19 protein-coding genes are annotated in these 16,910 nt (G+C 65.6%); 3 read left to right on the forward strand and 16 right to left on the reverse strand.

Translation table 11 applies throughout. The annotated features are described in order from the left end of the window. Nucleotides 1-175: 175 nt before the first annotated feature. Nucleotides 176-838: a maleylpyruvate isomerase family mycothiol-dependent enzyme gene (locus ACIQLF_RS05820; protein WP_400295521.1), complete on the forward strand. Its 663-nt coding sequence runs from the start codon at nt 176-178 to the stop codon at nt 836-838. 210 nt (nt 839-1,048) lie between these two features. On the opposite strand, the gene ACIQLF_RS05825 is transcribed toward ACIQLF_RS05820, so the two are convergent. The 3 genes from ACIQLF_RS05825 to ACIQLF_RS05835 form a co-directional block, all read right to left on the reverse strand. Then, nucleotides 1,049-1,348 carry a hypothetical protein gene (locus ACIQLF_RS05825; RefSeq protein WP_400295524.1) on the reverse strand — a complete coding sequence of 100 codons (300 nt, stop codon included), beginning with the start codon at nt 1,346-1,348 and terminating at the stop codon, nt 1,049-1,051. Nucleotides 1,349-1,609: 261 nt separating this feature from the next. Next, nucleotides 1,610-2,041, reverse strand: a complete 432-nt coding sequence (locus ACIQLF_RS05830) for an NUDIX domain-containing protein (RefSeq protein ID WP_400295527.1) — start codon at nt 2,039-2,041, stop codon at nt 1,610-1,612. A gap of 144 nt (nt 2,042-2,185) precedes the next feature. Continuing rightward, nucleotides 2,186-2,593, reverse strand: a complete 408-nt coding sequence (locus ACIQLF_RS05835) for a hypothetical protein (RefSeq protein ID WP_400295530.1) — start codon at nt 2,591-2,593, stop codon at nt 2,186-2,188. A gap of 205 nt (nt 2,594-2,798) precedes the next feature. On the opposite strand from ACIQLF_RS05835, the gene ACIQLF_RS05840 reads away from it, so the two are divergent. Continuing rightward, complete coding sequence (locus ACIQLF_RS05840) at nt 2,799-3,287, forward strand: GNAT family N-acetyltransferase (RefSeq protein WP_400295532.1); 489 nt, start codon at nt 2,799-2,801, stop codon at nt 3,285-3,287. A gap of 293 nt (nt 3,288-3,580) precedes the next feature. On the opposite strand, the gene ACIQLF_RS05845 is transcribed toward ACIQLF_RS05840, so the two are convergent. The 10 genes from ACIQLF_RS05845 to ACIQLF_RS05890 form a co-directional block, all read right to left on the reverse strand. Then, on the reverse strand, nt 3,581-4,558 hold the full coding sequence (locus ACIQLF_RS05845; RefSeq protein ID WP_400295535.1) for an aldo/keto reductase: 978 nt from the start codon (nt 4,556-4,558) through the stop codon (nt 3,581-3,583). 89 nt (nt 4,559-4,647) lie between these two features. Further along, a complete protein-coding gene (locus ACIQLF_RS05850; RefSeq protein WP_400295537.1) occupies nt 4,648-5,511 on the reverse strand; it encodes an SDR family oxidoreductase in 864 nt (287 codons plus the stop codon). Further along, the gene (locus tag ACIQLF_RS05855) at nt 5,504-6,487 is read right to left on the reverse strand and encodes a helix-turn-helix transcriptional regulator (RefSeq protein ID WP_400295540.1); all 984 of its coding nucleotides are present in this window, start codon (nt 6,485-6,487) and stop codon (nt 5,504-5,506) included. The genes ACIQLF_RS05850 and ACIQLF_RS05855 overlap by 8 nt, the downstream gene beginning before the upstream one ends. A gap of 238 nt (nt 6,488-6,725) precedes the next feature. Beyond that, nucleotides 6,726-7,340 (reverse strand): dihydrofolate reductase family protein, encoded by a 615-nt coding sequence (locus ACIQLF_RS05860; RefSeq protein WP_400295542.1) that lies wholly within the window; start codon nt 7,338-7,340, stop codon nt 6,726-6,728. A gap of 95 nt (nt 7,341-7,435) precedes the next feature. Next, entirely contained in the window at nt 7,436-7,777 is a 342-nt protein-coding gene (locus tag ACIQLF_RS05865) for a CHY zinc finger protein (protein ID WP_400295544.1), read from the reverse strand. After that, a complete protein-coding gene (locus ACIQLF_RS05870) occupies nt 7,774-8,385 on the reverse strand; it encodes an energy-coupling factor transporter transmembrane component T (RefSeq protein ID WP_400295547.1) in 612 nt (203 codons plus the stop codon). Before ACIQLF_RS05870 ends, ACIQLF_RS05865 begins: the two co-directional genes overlap by 4 nt. Beyond that, nucleotides 8,379-9,071: an energy-coupling factor ABC transporter ATP-binding protein gene (locus ACIQLF_RS05875; RefSeq protein ID WP_400295549.1), complete on the reverse strand. Its 693-nt coding sequence runs from the start codon at nt 9,069-9,071 to the stop codon at nt 8,379-8,381. Before ACIQLF_RS05875 ends, ACIQLF_RS05870 begins: the two co-directional genes overlap by 7 nt. After that, nucleotides 9,068-10,192, reverse strand: a complete 1,125-nt coding sequence (locus ACIQLF_RS05880; RefSeq protein WP_400295552.1) for a thiolase family protein — start codon at nt 10,190-10,192, stop codon at nt 9,068-9,070. Before ACIQLF_RS05880 ends, ACIQLF_RS05875 begins: the two co-directional genes overlap by 4 nt. Continuing rightward, the gene (locus ACIQLF_RS05885) at nt 10,182-11,267 is read right to left on the reverse strand and encodes an AMP-binding protein (protein WP_400295555.1); all 1,086 of its coding nucleotides are present in this window, start codon (nt 11,265-11,267) and stop codon (nt 10,182-10,184) included. The genes ACIQLF_RS05880 and ACIQLF_RS05885 overlap by 11 nt, the downstream gene beginning before the upstream one ends. Further along, complete coding sequence (locus tag ACIQLF_RS05890; RefSeq protein WP_400295557.1) at nt 11,267-11,893, reverse strand: biotin transporter BioY; 627 nt, start codon at nt 11,891-11,893, stop codon at nt 11,267-11,269. The genes ACIQLF_RS05885 and ACIQLF_RS05890 overlap by 1 nt, the downstream gene beginning before the upstream one ends. Nucleotides 11,894-13,042: 1,149 nt before the next feature. Between ACIQLF_RS05890 and ACIQLF_RS05895 the strand changes: the two genes are divergently transcribed. Then, nucleotides 13,043-14,035, forward strand: a complete 993-nt coding sequence (locus ACIQLF_RS05895) for an Abi family protein (RefSeq protein WP_400295559.1) — start codon at nt 13,043-13,045, stop codon at nt 14,033-14,035. A 56-nt stretch (nt 14,036-14,091) separates the two neighbouring features. Here the strand turns inward: ACIQLF_RS05895 and dhaM are convergent, their stop codons facing one another. Genes dhaM through dhaK form a run of 3 tightly spaced genes read right to left on the reverse strand, consistent with a single transcriptional unit; the run spans nt 14,092 to nt 16,465 of the window. Then, nucleotides 14,092-14,769 (reverse strand): dihydroxyacetone kinase phosphoryl donor subunit DhaM, encoded by a 678-nt coding sequence (gene dhaM, locus ACIQLF_RS05900; RefSeq protein WP_400295562.1) that lies wholly within the window; start codon nt 14,767-14,769, stop codon nt 14,092-14,094. Further along, nucleotides 14,766-15,413 carry a dihydroxyacetone kinase subunit DhaL gene (gene dhaL, locus ACIQLF_RS05905; RefSeq protein ID WP_400295565.1) on the reverse strand — a complete coding sequence of 216 codons (648 nt, stop codon included), beginning with the start codon at nt 15,411-15,413 and terminating at the stop codon, nt 14,766-14,768. Before dhaL ends, dhaM begins: the two co-directional genes overlap by 4 nt. A 53-nt stretch (nt 15,414-15,466) precedes the next feature. Then, nucleotides 15,467-16,465, reverse strand: coding sequence for a dihydroxyacetone kinase subunit DhaK (gene dhaK / locus ACIQLF_RS05910; RefSeq protein ID WP_400295568.1), 999 nt, complete (start codon nt 16,463-16,465; stop codon nt 15,467-15,469). Nucleotides 16,466-16,910 lie beyond the last annotated feature (445 nt).

Genomic DNA, 16,910 nt, shown 5'->3' on the forward strand with positions numbered 1-16,910 from the left:
AAAAAAGTGGGTCCAGCAGGTTCCGTTCGGCAGCCCTTTCAGGGGAACCGTCACGGGAACATATATCCGTTCCCTAAACAAGGCCCACCCTGCAGATGATTTGCGCCGCCCGAAAACGTCAGTGGGCGCGTCGTAGGATTGAATCCACGAAATCGGAAATAGGGGAACAACTGCTATGGCGAAATCTTCCGAAGGCAACCTTTGGGCCCTCATGCATACCGAACGCGCCGCGCTGGCGGATGATTTATCGGCGCTCAACACGGAGCAATGGCATCGCGAAACGCTATGTGGGCGGTGGGATGTCGAGCACGTCGTCGCGCATCTCACCGCCGCGGCGAGCCTCAACCAGTGGCAATGGCTTCGCAGCATGCTCGGCGCGCGTTTCCAACCCGATGTGCACAACCAACGCCGGCTACAGGAGCACCTAGGCACTACCCCGGCCGATACCCTGGAGCGGTTTCGAGCCGTTATCACTAGCAACATCGCACCGTCCTCCCACACCCCGGCATATCTGGGAGAAGTTGTTGTGCATGCCCAAGATATCCGCCACCCACTGGGGATTTCCCGTACCCCGAGCATTGAGGCGTTGACACCCGTCGCGGAATTCTACGCGAGCCGCAACTTTGCGGTCGCCAGCCGTTCGAACGCTACGGGCCTCCAGCTGAGGGCAGACGACGGGCCATTCGCAGCGGGTTCAGGCCCACTAGTTAGCGGGCCGACTCTTGCCTTGGTGATGACGATGTCCGGACGGGATGCCTACCTTGAGCACCTGCAAGGTCCTGGAGTGCCTATTCTTCGGGCACGCATCGAAAAAACCGTGCCTGAACCGCCCCGGTAGCAAAATGGCGGATCCTGCCGGTCGCCCGTCACCGGTCAGACAGCCGTGACAACACCCATCGGGCTTCTGTCCGTGACGAGATCGATGGGTTCTTACGACAAGTTGGTATCCAAGCACTCGAGAAACTGCCGTATCCAGGGTCATGGGTGTTTGCCATCAGTAGGCTCCTTGCTGGGAACCACCGGGGACGAGTTTGAACCGTTCGCTCCATTAGTCAATCCCGGTATCCAACACGGTGGGCTTCACCGGGTTGCCTTTGCCGTGGCGGGAGCGTGCTCGCCCATAGGCGCTGTGCGAGTTCTGTTTCCACCACCACTCGTCAGCATTGGCGGCGATCCTGCGCAAATGGTCTTCACTGAGCGGAGCAAACCCCATTGCGATCAATTCTTGGTGAATATCCTCGGCTTCTCCATAGGCCATCTTCTTCCACTGCTCGCGGCTGCGCACACCGTGACGGTGGTCCTTGCACCACGCGCTGAGCTTGCCAAACAGCTCTGCTCCTGTATCCATGGCTGATTCTCCTTGCGGCCCGGGAAATCCGAGCCGGAGCACTCCGTGATTCCTTCCGGTGCGGCCTCAGGTGGTGTTCAAGCTGATTCTTGGGCTTGATCCCATCATAATGACCAAGGATCGCCTCCGTTGCCCCGCATCGGGCGTTCCATTTGGGTTTCACGAAAGACCCTGCCTGGGGTGGCTTGCCACGGACCCACTTCGGGCCATAAGACTGCCGCGGATGGTCGAAGAAACCCGGCTTCGTACGCAGTAAGTGGTCTAGGCGAACCCGAATTCGGGGAACCGGCACATCGCTTCGAGGACAAGGGGAGAGAGTTCTTCCAAGGAATGATGGCTTGTGTCGAATAGTTCAACAGAAGCTACATCCGCAAAAGCGCCGAGGTGCCGGATCCGGCCGAATACGTTCACTGACTTTATGAGCCCGCTGTGCGTGAGATCGATTGCTTCTCCCGTACTGGAATGATCAACGTGAATGGTGAAGCGTTCTTGTCGATGGATTGAGTCCAGCAGCACGCCGCATTCCTCTTCCAACTCGCGCGCCAGCGTCTGATCTTCTGTTTCGTTGATTTCGGGCGAACCTCCCGGGAGATCGAGGAGGCTGGCGTACGGCCCGCGAGACTTGCGGATGAGGACCATTTGACCATCCTGTTTCCAAAGGCCGTACACACCGAAATGAGTCGTTGCATCCATCGGGATCCATCCTTGGATATAGCATTCTGAATCGGTGCCGCAGCGTGGGCTGCCTGTTGGCCCATTGATCGGGCTTGGCACAGCCAGAAATTGTCGTCCAACGGTCCACCGCCAATTGGCCACTCGATCGGGCCAGATGGGCGATCAATGGCTCAGTTCTGGAGGGGCATTCGGCGCCATGGGCTTCGTGGACTGCAAAAAGAGTGCGATGAAAGCGACGCCGGTGGCCGGGAGGTAAAACCAACCGATACTTAGAGCTCCTAGGACCGTGAAGATGGCGAGGGCAATGACGGCCGCGACCGATGCATAGCCCTGTGGGCGTCCCATGAACACGAGAGGCAACCCGGTGAGCACGACGGGGATGAGCAGCGGCACGAAGATCCACGGTCCCATGGACTCGAGCAACGTCGAGTTCTTGACCTGCTCTGGCCCGTCGCTTGATTGCGTTACTTCGGTGTATCCGGGGATCAGCAGGAGGATAAGCGTGGCAGTGATCGCGAGCGTGAAAGCGACTGCCTGAACGACAACCTTCCGATCATGGTGGCGTTTCATGTGGCCTCCTGGCATCCCCTTGAATCAAGAAAAGCACGGTTCAGTGGTTTCAACCAGCTTGGAGGAACGACGTCAGCCTCTCCGAGGCATGAATTCAAGCAGCCGAATAGGGGAGTGCGCCAGGTGCCGCGTTGAACAATTTGCCAGGATGCTTTTAGGCCTTCCCTGTCGGGCCAGGACCCCGCACGCATGCAAGGATGAATCCATGACCCAGGAAATCTTCACTTTGTCCGGCGAAAACTTCCATCTGCGCAGGGCAGTTGAATCGGACGTCGTCCCCATTGTCGAACTCATGGTCAACGACGTGCTGAGGCGGGCCGAAAACACAGCTACGGCCGAAGACCGCACTGAATACATTGACGCTTTCCATGCGATCGACGCCGATCCTGCCCAATTGCTGGTTGTCGTGACTGACGACGCGGCCACCGTAGTCGCCACCATGCAGTTGACCATCATTCCAGGCCTTGCACGCATGGGTGCGACGCGCCTGCTGGTGGAAGCGGTGCGCGTGGATGAGAAAAAGCGTGGCAATGGTTTGGGAACGGCGATGATGGAGTGGGCCATCGCGGAAGGTCAGAGGCGAGGAGCTGCGTTGGTCCAATTGACCAGCGACAAGTCCCGTGAAGATGCACATCGGTTCTATGAGCGCCTTGGTTTTGAACCGTCGCATGTGGGGTTCAAACTGTTCCTCTAGAACTATTCACACGTGGTGATCAAGTGTTCCGGATGACCTGCATTGAAGTAGCCACGTTCCCAGACAACGTGGGCCGCGCGATCCGAATTGAAGTCGAGCTTGTCACGGACGCAACCTGTGACTATTAGCGTCGTTTGGCGGTTAAACAACAGGTTGGAATGGCGGCTCTTGTCGGCGCCGAACCCAAATGGGGTTCGCATTGAGGATCTGTGCGGGAGCGTTCCCCTCTGCGGCGGAAGCTGACCGTCCCTGCTTTCAGGGACGGTCAGCTTCATCCGCACATGCGGCGGTGTTTAGCTGTCGATGCTCGCCATGTTTGCTTCGTCGTGGCGTGCACCGGCTGCGGGCGTGAGCTTGTTGAGCCGGTCGATCTGCGCAGCGCTGAGCTTGATACCGTCGGCCGCGGTGTTCTCCTCGACGCGAGCCACTCGCTTGGTACCAGGGATCGGGGCGATGTCGTTGCCTCGGGTCAACAGCCACGCCAGCGCGGTCTGGGCAGCGGTCGCCCCGGTTTCGGAGCCGATGGCCCGGACCTCCTCCACGATCCGGAGGTTGCGTTGGAAGTTCTCGCCGGTGAAACGCGGGTTGGACTTGCGCCAGTCGTCGTCGGCGAAGTCGTCAACGGTGCGGATCTGCCCTGTCAGAAGTCCGTGCCCGAGCGGTGAGTACGGCACGAGGCCGATACCGAGCTCGCGCAGCAACGGGAGTATCTCGGCCTCGGGGTCGCGCGTCCACAGCGAGTATTCGGTCTGCAAAGCTGCCAGCGGGTGGACCGCATGGGCGCGGCGGATCGTGGCGGGGCTGGCCTCCGACAGGCCAAGGTGGAGGACCTTGCCTTCAGCAACCAGTTCGGACAGGGTACCGACAGTGTCCTCGATGGGGGTGTTCGGGTCGACCCGGTGCTGGTAGTAGAGATCGATGCGGTCTGTACCGAGACGCTTAAGAGAACCCTCCACAGCAGCACGGAGGTTCGCCGGGCTGCTGTCGATGAGACGGCGTTCCCCGGTGTGGGAGAACAGTCCGAACTTGGTGGCGACCACGACCTGGTCGCGGCGGCCCTTGATCGCACGGCCAACGACCTCTTCACTGTGGAACGGCCCATAGATTTCGGCGGTGTCGATGTGAGTGACACCGAGATCGAGCGCGCGATGGATGGTGCGGATCGACTCATTGTCGTCGATCCCGCCGCCGGTGGTGTAGGTCCCCGCCATGGTCATGGCGCCCAGGCCGATCCGGGAGACGCCCAAAGCGCCCAGTGCTGCGTTCTTCATGGGTAAATCGTCTCGATTCTGTGAGGTGTGTGCTTGTGTTTTTGGTTGGCCCTGCGCCATCAACCCAGGGTGCGCCCGAAGTGCGGTGTTTAGGTGCCGTTGTGGGCGAGGTTGCCCGAAAGCTGGCGGTGGGCGTCGGCCTGGTCTTGGAGATCCCTGGCCCGGGTCTCGAACACCCCGACGGCGTCGGCGCCGGCCGCGAACCGCAGTGGCGGCTCGTCCAGGGCCGCGAGCCGGATCAGGGCATCGGCGAGCTTCGTCGGGTCCCCGCCCTGCTGTCCATCCATGCTTCGCCAGGCGGAGACGGTCTGCTTGGTGCGTTCGGCGTAGTCCTCGATGGTGGAAGCCGCATAGCGTGTGGATGCCGGGCTGAGCAGCTCGGTGCGGAAGAACCCCGGCTCCACGAGCATGGTGCGGATGCCGAACGGTGCGACTTCTGGCGCCAGGGACTCCGCCCAGCCCTCCACCCCGAATTTCGATGCGGCGTAGGCCGTCAGGAACTCCCCGCCGGCGATGCCAGCGGTGGAGGAAATCGTGACGACGAGGCCCGACCGTTGGGCCCGCATGACCGGAAGGGCCGCACGCGTGACGTTCATGGGCCCGAACATGGTGGTTTCGATCTGGGCCCGGAAGTCCTCCGGGGTGATTTCCTCGAAGAACCCGGCGTAGAAGTTCCCGGCGTTGTTCACGAGCACGTCGATCCGGCCGAACCGGTCCACGGCGGCCTGGACGGCAGCTTCGGCAGCTGCGGGGTCGGTGACGTCGAGTTTCACGGCCAGCAGGTCCTGGTTTTCGCCCACGGCCTGGATCACTTTTTCCGGGTTGCGGCCGGTGGCGACGACGGCGTGGCCGGCCGCCAGGGCCGCCTTGGCGATGTCGGTTCCCATGCCGCGCGCGGCACCGGTGATGAACCAGACTTTCTTCTCGGTCGTGTTTTTCTTTTGCTCACTCATGTGATGGTCCGTTCTTTCCTGTGTTGTGTGTTTCAGGCTGCGCGTGGGGGCGCTGGCCAAGGCCGGGGGATCCGTCGGCAGCATCGCCAGCGGTGGAAGGTTGGGGAGGTGACACCGCCCAGCTGGCCAGGAATGCCAGGGCGTTCGCGGACGAGGATCCGGGTTCGGCGGTGAAGGTGAAGAGGGTTTGCCCTTCGTCGCCGGGAAGGTCCAGCGTTTCGTAGTGCAGGGACAGGTCCCCGGCGACCGGGTGGTGGAAGCGTTTGGTCCCCTCTGTGTGGATCCGTACGTCGTGCCCGGCCCACAGTGCGGAGAACAGCCCGCTGTGCGTGGCCAGTTCCCCGATCAATTCGTTCAGCGCCCGGTCATGCGGGTTGCGCCCGGCTTCCAGGCGCAGCATGGCGACCGTGGTGGCCGCGATGGTGGGCCAATCGGGGTAGAAGTCGCCAGCGCCGGGATCGAGGAAGAGGTAGCGCGCCTGGTTCGGCCGCCTCTCCGGGACGTCAGCCCCCGGCGAAGCGGGTGAGCTCAAAACCGGTGCGTATAGGGCCCGGCCGAGCAGGTTGGCAGCCAGCACGTCCGAGCGGCCGTTCTGCACCGTGGCGGCCACACCCGTCATTCCGTCCAGTAGCCGCATCACGCCGGGGCGGACCCGCTGCTGCGCAGGCCGGAGGGGTCCCCGTCGCGGCGGCGTGTGGGTCGACCGTGCCAGGTCCATTAGGTGTTGCCGCTCGGCCTGGTCCAGCTGAAGCGCGGTGGCCACGGCCTCGAGCACCGGGTCCGAGGCGCCGCGCAGGTTGCCGCGTTCCAGCCGGGTGTAGTAGTCGGTGCTGACCCCGGCGAGCTGTGCCACTTCCTCACGGCGCAGGCCCGGAACACGTCGCAGTTCCCCAAATCTGGGGATGCCGGCTTGTTCCGGGGTGATCTTCGCCCGGCGCGAGATCAGGAACTCACGGATTTCGTCTTTTCTGTCCACGTCCACCACGCTACGCAGCCCGAACCGTCGGTGGCAGTGTCTATCGGACACCCCCAACCCCGTGAACCCGAAACAGCCGGTCGCAAATGATGAACAGGACATCTGCCCGGGGGAGTAGCAGGGCAATCGCCAACTTCGTCAACCAGACCGCCCTACGCTGATTGCCGGAATTCAGCTGCGTTCCACGATGACGGCACGCGTGGATGCTGGGGCGAACTACACCGGCCCAAGTAGGTCGCTAAACCTCACTGATGTCGACGCCCGTGATCGGATCACCGGCACGTTCATAGGAAAGCTGGATGGCGCCCTTCGGGAAAGTCTTGGGTGGCTGCGCAAATCGGAACGCCGCGGGCACACCCGCGCCATCAGGAAACAGCCTTTTGCCCGAACCGAGGATGAGCGGGTAGAGGAACAAGTTCAGCCGGTCGACGAGGTCCGCATCGAGCAACGACCTCACGAGGTCGCCGCTGCCAATGACGTGGATGTCGTTGAACCGGTCCTTCAGCGAGGCAACTTCCGCCACATCCGAGAGCGCCGTGGTGCCCCGCCAGGCAGGGTCGGCCAGTGAACGTGATACGACGAACTTCGGCAGGGCGTTGAAGGTCGCGGCAATGGGATCGTCGTCGCCCCGGGTGGGCCAGTAGGACGCGAAGATGTCATAGGTCTTGCGTCCCAGTAGCAGTGCGTCCATGCGGTCGATGCCGGCACCGACCGCCTCACCGGTCTCGTGGTCGGAATACGCACCCTGCCAGCCGCCGAGTTCAAAGCCGCCCTCGAGGTCTTCGTCGGGGCCGCCCGGCCCCTGGTAGACACCGTCCAAGGTGATGAAAAGGTCGACGGAGAGGATTCCCATGGCGTGCTCCTTCGTGTTCGCTGCGTTTCACACTAGCTACAAGCCCACGGCAGATCGAGGGTGCCCCCATCGACAGCAGATCCTGCAGCCGGGCTTTAATCCTGAAAGTACAGCTCGGTGTGCAGCTTGCATCCAGGGTTGAACGCCGCGGCGCACCTCGGGCATGCATCGACGCCGAGGTACTCGGCGATCGCCAACAGGTGCCCGCAGACACCGCAGAGCACGGCCGGCTCGTTGCGCGAATCGACGGGCCACTGGGCCGCATCGTGGTCGGCGGCCTCGGCGTTGCAAAGGTGGCACGGGTAGAACTCGCGGCAGCACTCGAACTTGATGGCAATCACGTCGAGCGGGGTTTGGTAGTGGATGCACCGCGTCTGGCCATCGACGACGGGACCGAGCACGTTCGGCCTGCCGTCGTTGAGTTGCCCGGGGTTCATCGCACGCCCCTCGCGGTGAGCGCGTCGCCCAGCTCGTCCGCGTGCTTGAGCGCCACAATGAGGAACGGGACGACGAAGGTGCGCGGGTTGTTCCGTGCCCCACGCGCCCGCTGCGCATCGCGCACCTCGTTGGCCCGGCGGCCGAGCACCGGGATGGTGCTGATCGTCACGGTGAGCAGCAGCGCGATCCGCTGCGGGTCCAGGCCCACCCGTTCCAGGGGGCGCAGCCCGCGCTCAATGGCGTCCAGCAGCGCGGTCACCCGCGTGGTGAGCGCAAGCAGTGCGGCGAGCACGATCGCGGCCGTGATCCGGGCGACGTTGGCGATCGCGGGCTCCGGGCCCATGAAGACCAGCTGGCTGGCGAGGGTGATCGCGATGACCCAGCGGACCGAGTACACCTGGCGGCCCAGTTCGCGGATCCCGCCCAGGCCCGGGCCGAGGCCGGAGAGCGCGTAAACCAGGAGGGCCACCGCCGCAGCGACGGCCGCCGACCACCAGTGCGACGGCAGCAGCGACACGCCGAGGACCACGGACAGGACCAGCAGCAGCTTCGGTCCGGCGGGCATGCGATGCAGCCAGCCGTTTCCCGGCCGGTAGAGCGTCAGCACCGCAGCACCGCCTCGTACCTGGCGATGATCTCGTCCGGTTCTCCGACCGCGGCCAGGCGACCGCCGGCGAACAGCACCGCTTGGTCGCAGCGCGCGGCCAGTGCGAGGTCGTGGGTGACGAGCACCAGCCGGTGCCCGGCGTCCTCGAACAGGTGGTCGGCGACCAGCCGGGCGTTGCGCGCGTCCAGGTAGGCGGTCGGTTCGTCCGCGATGACCAGTTCCGGGTTGCGCACGAACGCGCCGCAGAGCGAGAGCAGCTGTTTCTGGCCGCCCGAGAGATCGTGGGACGGCCGCTCGGCCAAAGCGGTGAGGCCGAACCGTTCCATCGCCGCGGCCACCCGTGCCTCGAGCTCGGCCGGGCGGAGCCGGTCCGCGCGCAGCGAGAAGGCGACGTCCTCGGCGACCGTCGGCATGATGATCTGTGCGTCCGGGTTGCTGAACACGATCGCGATGCGGCGGCGCAGCTCCGCGGCCCGGCGGGTCGGGTCGATCCCCAGGATGCCCAGCTCGCCCGAGGTCCTGGTGATGAGGCCGCCGAGCAGCCGGGCAAACGTGGATTTGCCGGAGCCGTTCTCCCCGATGACGGCCACGGTGCGCGCGTCGAGATCGAGGGAGACGTCCCGCAGCACGTCGGTGTCTCCCAGGCGCACCCCGACGCCCTTGAGGTGGATTCCGGTGGCGTTCATCGGACGACCTCCAGCACCGCGGCGATCCCCATGCCGCCGCCGATCGATGCGGCGGCGACGCCGCGGGTCCCGGCCGGGGCCCCGGCGCGCACCAGGCGGCTGAAGAGGCGCACCACGGCGATAGCACCGCTGGCACCCCAGGGATGGCCGAGCGCCAGCGCGCCGCCGTCGGCCGAGAGCCGCGGGTCGTCGTCGGCGATCCCGAGCCGGTCCAGCACGGCGAGGCTCTGTGCGGCGAAGGCCTCCACGATCTCCAGCGCGTCGATGTCCGCAAGGCCCAACCCGGCCGAGCGCAGGGCCGTCTGGATGGCGCCGGCGGCACCGATGCCCGGAAGCGCCGGATCGCAGCCGACCACGGCGGACGCGCGGATCGCCAGTCCGGGTGCGGTCCCCGCCGGGGCCAGCACCAGGGCGGCGGCGCCGTCCCCGATGCGCGTTGCTGTGCCCGCCGTGAGCGAGCCTCCGGGGAAGAGTGCCGGCAAGCGGGGGAGCAGGCGCTTCGCGCCGCCGATCGAGTCGTCGTGAAGGAGTCCGGACAACGGCACCAGCTCGGCATCGAACCGGCCGGCATCCCGGGCCGCACGTGCGCGGGAGTGGCTGCGGGCCGCGTGGGCGTCCTGGCGGGCGCGCGGGATGCCGTCGTGCACGGCGAGGTCCTCGGCGGCTTGGGTCATTTCCGGGTCGTCGAAGCCCGCGGGGGCGAACGGTGCCCGGCCATAGGCCACGCCGTCGACCGAGCGGACCGGTGCGGTGGAGGCACTCTCCACGCCGCCGGCCACGCGCATGCGGTCGTCGCCGGCGCGCATCGCGGCCGCGGCATCGAGCACGGCCGCCAGGCCGCTCCCGCATTGCCGGTCCACCGTGACGCCGGGGACCTCGTGGCCGAGTCCGGCCGCCAGTGCGGAGATGCGGCCCGGGTTGCCGCCGGGGCCCATGCAGTTTCCGAGGAGTACGTCGGCCACGGTGATCGGCGAGCCGGTCGCCGCCTCGGCGTCGGCCAGGGCAGCCCGGATCACGGGTGCGGCAAGCTCCTCGACGCGCAGTTGTGCCAGGGCGCGGCCGCGGGTGCCGATCGGGCTGCGCCGGGCGGCGATGATCACTGGATCGCGGTCAGCTTGCAAGGGACGCCACCTCCCCGGCCAGGACCGAACGGACGGCCTCGGCGCGCGCGGGCTTGCCCGACGCGGTCCGCGGGATCTCGCCGGCGAACCAGCGGCGCGGCCGGTGCGCCGGTGCCAAACGTGCGGCGGCAAGCGGCCGGAGATCGGCCGGCGCATCGCCGTCCAGCTCCAGCAATGCAGAGACCAGGGCGCCGACGGGGCCGCTCGGCAGCCCGAACACGATCGCGTCGCGGACGCCGGGAATCGAGCGGAGCACCGCCTCGACCTCCTCCGGCACGATCGTCGCAGAAGCGCTCAGGATCGCGTCGTCGGCCCGGCCCAGCAGGCGCAGGCGGCCGTCGATGAGTTCCGCACGGTCGCCGACCGTGGCCCACTCGCCGTCGCGGCGCAGCGGACCGGGGGCGCCCGCATAGCCGGAGGCGATGAAGGTGGAGCGCACCCACAGTTCGCCGTCCCGGATGTCCACATCGACCCCGGGGAACGGCTTCAAGCCGTCGCCCTCGTCGCAGGCCACGAAGGACAGTTCGGCCGCACCGTAGTAGGCGGTCACGCGGATGCCGGCCGCTTCGGCACGCTCACGGAGCGCCGGGTCCAGGTGGGATCCTCCGATCAACGCGGCACGCAGCCGCGGCGGCGCGCCCGCGTCGAGCACGGCCCGAAGCGCCTGCGGGGTGCCGTGCAGGGCGTCGGCTTCAGGCGTGACCCGCAGCACCGGGCGCGGTCCGCCGGAGAGCGAGTGGGCGAGGGAGAAAAGGGTGAGCGAGGAAGCGGGCGGGGCTGGGAGCGCCACGGTATCCCCGTGCCCGGCATCCAGAAAACCGCTGATAGCAGCGAACGAGTCGGCCCACGATTCCGCGGTGCGCAGCACGATCCGCGGCGCGCCGCTGCTTCCGGAGGTGAGCGTCGCCCAGGCGGTTCCGTCGGGAAGCTCGGCCTTCGTGGCAGCGGCGACCGTGGCGTCCCAGAGGGTCTTCGACCATCGAGCGTCGCCGACCAGGGGAACGTCACCCGCCTCGCGGATCTGCTGGAGATGCCCGAGCAGGCCGGGCTCCCCACCGCTCACCGGGATGATCACTAGACGCGCTCCAGAACCGGAGCCGTCTTCGAGGCCCAGACGCGGCGGAAGGCGCGGGGGTATGCCCGGACCAAGGTCATCACGATGATCGCCGCGGTCACGGCCTTGATCAGGTCGCCGGGTATGAATGCGAGGCTCATCAATGCCGTCTCGCCGATCGGCAGGCGCGTGACCATGCTCTGCACCGGGATCCCGAAGGCGTAGATCACCAGGATGCCGCCGGTCAGCACGCCGGCCAGCGTCCGCCACAGAACCGGCTTGCGCCCGCCCGCATGCACGATCAGGCCGATGACGAACGCGCCGACGATCCAGCCCAGGAGGTAGCCCGCCGAGGGGCCGAAGAACACGCCGATGCCGCCGCGGCCGCCCGCAAGCAGGGGCAGGCCGAGCGCGACCAGCGCCAGCAGCACGGTCATTGAGAGGGCACCGAGCCACGGTCCCAGAACGGCGCCCGCGAGCATCACGCCGAGCGTCTGGACGGTGATCGGGACGCCGCCGGCGACGCTGAATCCGCCCGGAAGGCCCAGCACGGCGACAATCGCCGCGAAGACTGCGACACGCGCAAGACTGGTGGCGTCGAGCCTCCGGCTGCCGGAACTGTTTGGGAGGGTACGGTGATTGCTCATGGGATAGATCCTTTTACGTTTCAATCCTGAACGGTGCTCGACTGAACTTCGTCTAATTGAACACCGTCCAATTGAACGGCGTTCAGGTGGACGATGTTTACTATAGTGATGCCATGGCGCAAGCCACAACTACCGCGGTAACACTTCGACCCCGCAAGCCGGCACATTCACGATGACCAAGGGTCGGCCAACCTCACGATGCGCCACCGTCGTCGCCGGGCCGCGTGACTCGTTACTCGCGCGGCAAGTCTGGCCCGAACCCGAAATAAACGGCTCCATCCTTGCGATGTCACGGCAGCCGGGACGCCCCTGGCTGGAGATCCAATGCACGTTGGCGGCCGGCCGGCGGGGGAGCGCTACTACATTTTGAGGCATTGGAGAAGACTACTCGGCGGTTCACCGTGATGCGCCCCTCGAGAGGGACGCCAACGACCCCGACCGAGCGGTCGCTGAACTTTACGAAGCAATTGCGAGCCATGGCTTGAATCCAGCTCGCACTGTTCGCGCCATCACGGTAGTCAGTAAGGTCCTTGAACCTTCTACGAGACTTTCAAGAGCCGATTGGCCTGCATCGGATATGCACAGGACAGCACGATGGACCAAAATTCCTAGCTGCAGATGAATGCCCTCGAAAGGGCGGGGCATGATCGGATCTTCGTCGACCACGGTGTCAGCGGAACCCGAGTCAGCAGTCCCGAGTTGGACAAGATGCTTGACAACTCGGCAACGGCCAGGAGGAAGTCGTGGCGTGTAGGCGGGACAGGCGGGACGTAACACCCACAAACGCCTGGAGCTCATCGACGATTTGGAATCCACGAGAGCCATCTCCCGCCGACGGGAAATCACAGCCGATCAAGGGAAATTGAAGCGTGCCCAAGAGTACGAGACCCAAGCGATCAAGCCCGTCGACATTGGCAAGATCCTTGGCGCCAGCCGAGCGACGGACTACAGGTACGTCAGTTTGGGCGGGGAATGAATCAGCAGCGCAAAAGGAGGCGCTATGGATTCCGGGATGGCCTAGGTGGATCAGGGCGCGCTGCGGTTGTGCGACTCTACGCAGCCAGTCGAGGGAATTCTGCTATGCTCGTTACATCATGATCAGCCCGCTCGCCTCACGGCTCGGGCTGATTTTCTTTAACAGGGAAGTCCATGGCTGAGTACACCAAGAAGTGGCTATCGGTAGAGGAACAGCTTCAGAAGCTGGAATCATCTGGTGTTTCCATCCCCAACCGGGACACCGGGATCCAGCTGTTGCGGGCCGTGGGATACTACCGGCTGACAGGCTACCTCTACCCGTTCCGGAAATCCGAGACTTATATTGACGATTCCGGGCACATGCGAGTGAATATCCTGGGTACGTATCGTGCTGGCACCTCGATAGACGATGCGGTAGCCCTGATCGATTTCGACCGTAGCCTGCGCATGCTGGTTCTTGAGGGAATCGAGCGAATCGAAATTTCCCTCCGCATGCAGATCGGCTACACCCTGGGGAGAGAATCCCCATTTGCCCACTTGGATCCCTGCCAGTTCGTGTCTTCCTTCACTGGTCCCCGGACCGACCCCGACACCGGAGCCCCTGAACCGAGTCGGCATGAGGCCCTGATCATCCGGACACATGACCGTCAGAGCGGGTCGGATGAGTCATTTGTGGCTCACTTTCGGCGAAAGTACGATGGCCAGATGCCCATTTGGGCGCTCACGGAGATCATGGAATTCGGACACCTGAGTCGGATGTATGCCGGCCTCAAGAATTCGTTGGCCACCGAGATTGCGGCAACGTACGGGGCGCCGTCGAAACGGATCATGAGTAGCTGGATCGCGAGCCTCAACTACGTGCGGAACGTATCGGCGCACCATGCTCGTCTCTTCAACCGGAAACTCGTCTCAGCACCCAAGCGGCCGGGCAAGGGGCAGGTACCTCTCCTGGACCATTTAAAGGATGAGGAATCCTCGAAGCAGGTGTTCGGCCTGTACAACGTGCTTGCTGTGATGGCCTACCTGCTGCAGTCGATCGACCCGGAATGCGGGTGGGTAGGCCGGGTTGTCGGCCTCCTTGAGACATTCCCCGAATCCGACGTTCTCACCAGCGCATGCCTGGGCGTTCCTACCGAATGGTCAACACTGGAACTCTGGCAAAGCTAGCCCGCGAAACCAGTCAGATGCATACCAATACACCCCCTGTGACGGCGCGGGGCCGCTCAGTCTTCCCCGAAACCTGACGCCAGCAAATCGGCGAGGGCGTCGACGGCGCTCCTGCCGTCCGGGTCGACGGTGGCAATCTCCACGTCGCTGCCGCGGACGAGGCCGAGTGCCATGATCGCGAGCAGGCTCGTCGCATCCACGCCGTTCACCGTGACCTCGGACGGGAAGGTGCCGGCGAGAGTCACGAAGTCGGCTGCCGGACGCGCATGGAGGCCGTCGCGGTTGACCAGTGTCACCACTCGCGAGTAACCGGAGGATTTTGTGGCCGCATCGGTCGGGGAAGGGGCGGCGGCCGCCGGAACGGCGCTCCTGGCGGCCGCCGCGACGGCGTCGCGGTTACCGCCGGTCTGTGCCGCGACCGCGGCGGCGACGCCGCCCTCGACAAGCGGGGCGTCGACGATGCCCACGCGGGACCGTTCGTCGTCGTCGAGGAAGTCGAGCGCGGTTTCGGCCGTGAGGATGGCGGAGCCCAGGTCGCAGAGGATGAGAACGCCGTCCCCTGACTCGGCCCGCGTGATGGCGTCCATCACGCGGCCGAAACTCGTGCCGATGCCGCCGTCGTCCATTCCCCCCGCGGCCACCAGGGCAACATCCGGTGCCATCTGCCGGGCCAATTCCACCAGCCCGTCGGCGATCTTGGCGCTGTGGGAGACGAAGACCAAACCCACGGTCATGGCGCCGCCGGACGGGCGGCGGCGTCGGCCGCGGCCCGCAGCAGCAGGGCCGTCGACTGGGCGCCGGGGTCGCGGTGCCCGATTGCACGTTCGCCCAGGTAGCTGGCGCGCCCCTTGCGCGCGATGAGCGGCTCGGTCGCCAGCGCACCATGCTCCGCGGCGTCCGCGGCGGCGGCAAGGACTGCCGCGCCGTCGCCGTCCTGCCCGACGGCGGCATCGGCGGCGTCGACCGCGGGGGTCCACGCGTCGACCATGGTCTTGTCGCCGCTCTCGGCCTTCCCCCGGAGCACGATGCCGTCCCTCGCGGCCCGGAGCAGCGCGGCCAGGGCGCCGCCGTCGAGTTCCGCCAGGCCGGCCACCGCGCCGGCCGCCTTCAGGTACGCGGTTCCGTACAGCGGTCCCGCCGCCCCGCCGACGGTGGAGATCAGCGTCGTGGCCACGAGCTTGAGCACGTCGGCGGGGATGGCGTCCGCCGGCAGGGAATCGAGCTTGGCGATGACGGCGGAGAATCCGCGGTCCATGTTCTCTCCGTGGTCGCCGTCGCCGATGTCCCGGTCCAGGGTGGTCAGCTCCACCCTGTGGGCGGCGATGACGGCGGCGCTGCTCCTCACCCAGCCGATCATCCAGTCGACACCCAGGCTCATGGGGTTTCCTCTCCTCTTGTCGTGTTGTCGTGCTCACTTGTTGTCGTCACAATTCAGCGGCCCCAGCGCAGTGCGGCGGTCTGGACGGGGGCGTCCCACAGTTCGGTCAGCGCGTCGTCGAGCTTGAGGACGGAGATCGACATGCCCTGCATCTCCAGCGACGTCGTGAAGTTGCCCACGAGCGAGCGGGTGACCTCGATCCCGCGCTCGGCAAGCACCTTTGCCGCGTGGCGGTAGACGATGTACAGCTCCACCTGCGGGGTTCCGCCCATCCCGTTCACCATCAGGAGCACCTTGTCACCTGACGTGAAGGGCACGTCTTCGAGGATCGGGCCGAGCAGGCGGTCGACGATCGCGTCGGCCGGCTGCAGCTTGATCTTCTCCCGCCCCGGTTCGCCGTGGATGCCGATGCCGATCTCGATCTCGTCGTCCTCCAGCGTGAAGCTCGGTTCCCCCGAGTGGGGAACGACGCAGGGGGTGAGCGCCACGCCCATCGAACGCACCTGGCCGATCACCTTCTGGGCGACGGCCGTCACCTCGTCGAGGGAGTCTCCGCGCTGGGCGGCCGCCCCGGCGATCTTCTCCACGAGCACCGTGCCCGCCACGCCGCGCCGGCCTGCGGTGTACAGCGAGTCCTTGACCGCGACGTCGTCGTTGACGATCACGCTGCGCACCTCGATGCCGTCCGCGCCGGCGAGGTCGGCCGCGGTCTCGAAGTTGAGCACGTCTCCGGTGTAGTTCTTGACGATGTGCAGCACCCCGCGGCCACCGTTCACCGCCGCCGTCGCGGCGAGGATGGGGTCCGGGGTCGGCGAGGTGAAGACGGCGCCGGGGACGGCCGCGTCGAGCATCCCGAATCCCACGAATCCGCCGTGCATCGGCTCGTGGCCGCTTCCGCCGCCCGAGACGATGCCTACCTTGTTTGAGGGGGCGTCCGACCTCACGAGGAAGATCGGATCGGTCGATGCACGCACGATGTCGGCGTGCGCGGCAGCGAATCCCTCGACCGCCTCGGTGACCACGTTCTTGGGGTCGTTGATGAGCTTCTTCATTGAACTCTCCTAGAGTGAGCGCGCCGGACCCAGGGCCGGCCGGGGCTTCCTGCACTGAGCCTAACCGCCCCGCGCCCGCGCGGGGAAGAGGTTCCGCGTAGAACAAACGGCCCTGGGTTGCGACGATCCGGTCGGCTGCTCTCGCCGCGGGCGTGGACAACAATTGTTGCAAGCCCGTTGTCCGGTCTCATCCGAGTTGAACCGCGAAAAGCTACGGACGCAGGTAGGCCGGTCTCTTAGAGAATAGAGAAGCACAACTCTGCCGTCGTCAAACGCCGTGGCGTGGCAAGCAGGACCGCGCTGGCGATGCAACCAGAGCTTCTCGAAACCCGGGCGCAAAACTGAAGCGGGTCACACGCTTATTGCTCAATCGGCGTGCGAGGCGGGGGAGCGGCACCGGGCGGTGAAAGTGGCCATGCACCAGACATGGGTGAAGTGCCTCGCA

It is taken from the genome of Paeniglutamicibacter sp. NPDC091659 (genome assembly GCF_044756805.1).
In the GTDB taxonomy this organism is placed as follows: domain Bacteria; phylum Actinomycetota; class Actinomycetes; order Actinomycetales; family Micrococcaceae; genus Paeniglutamicibacter.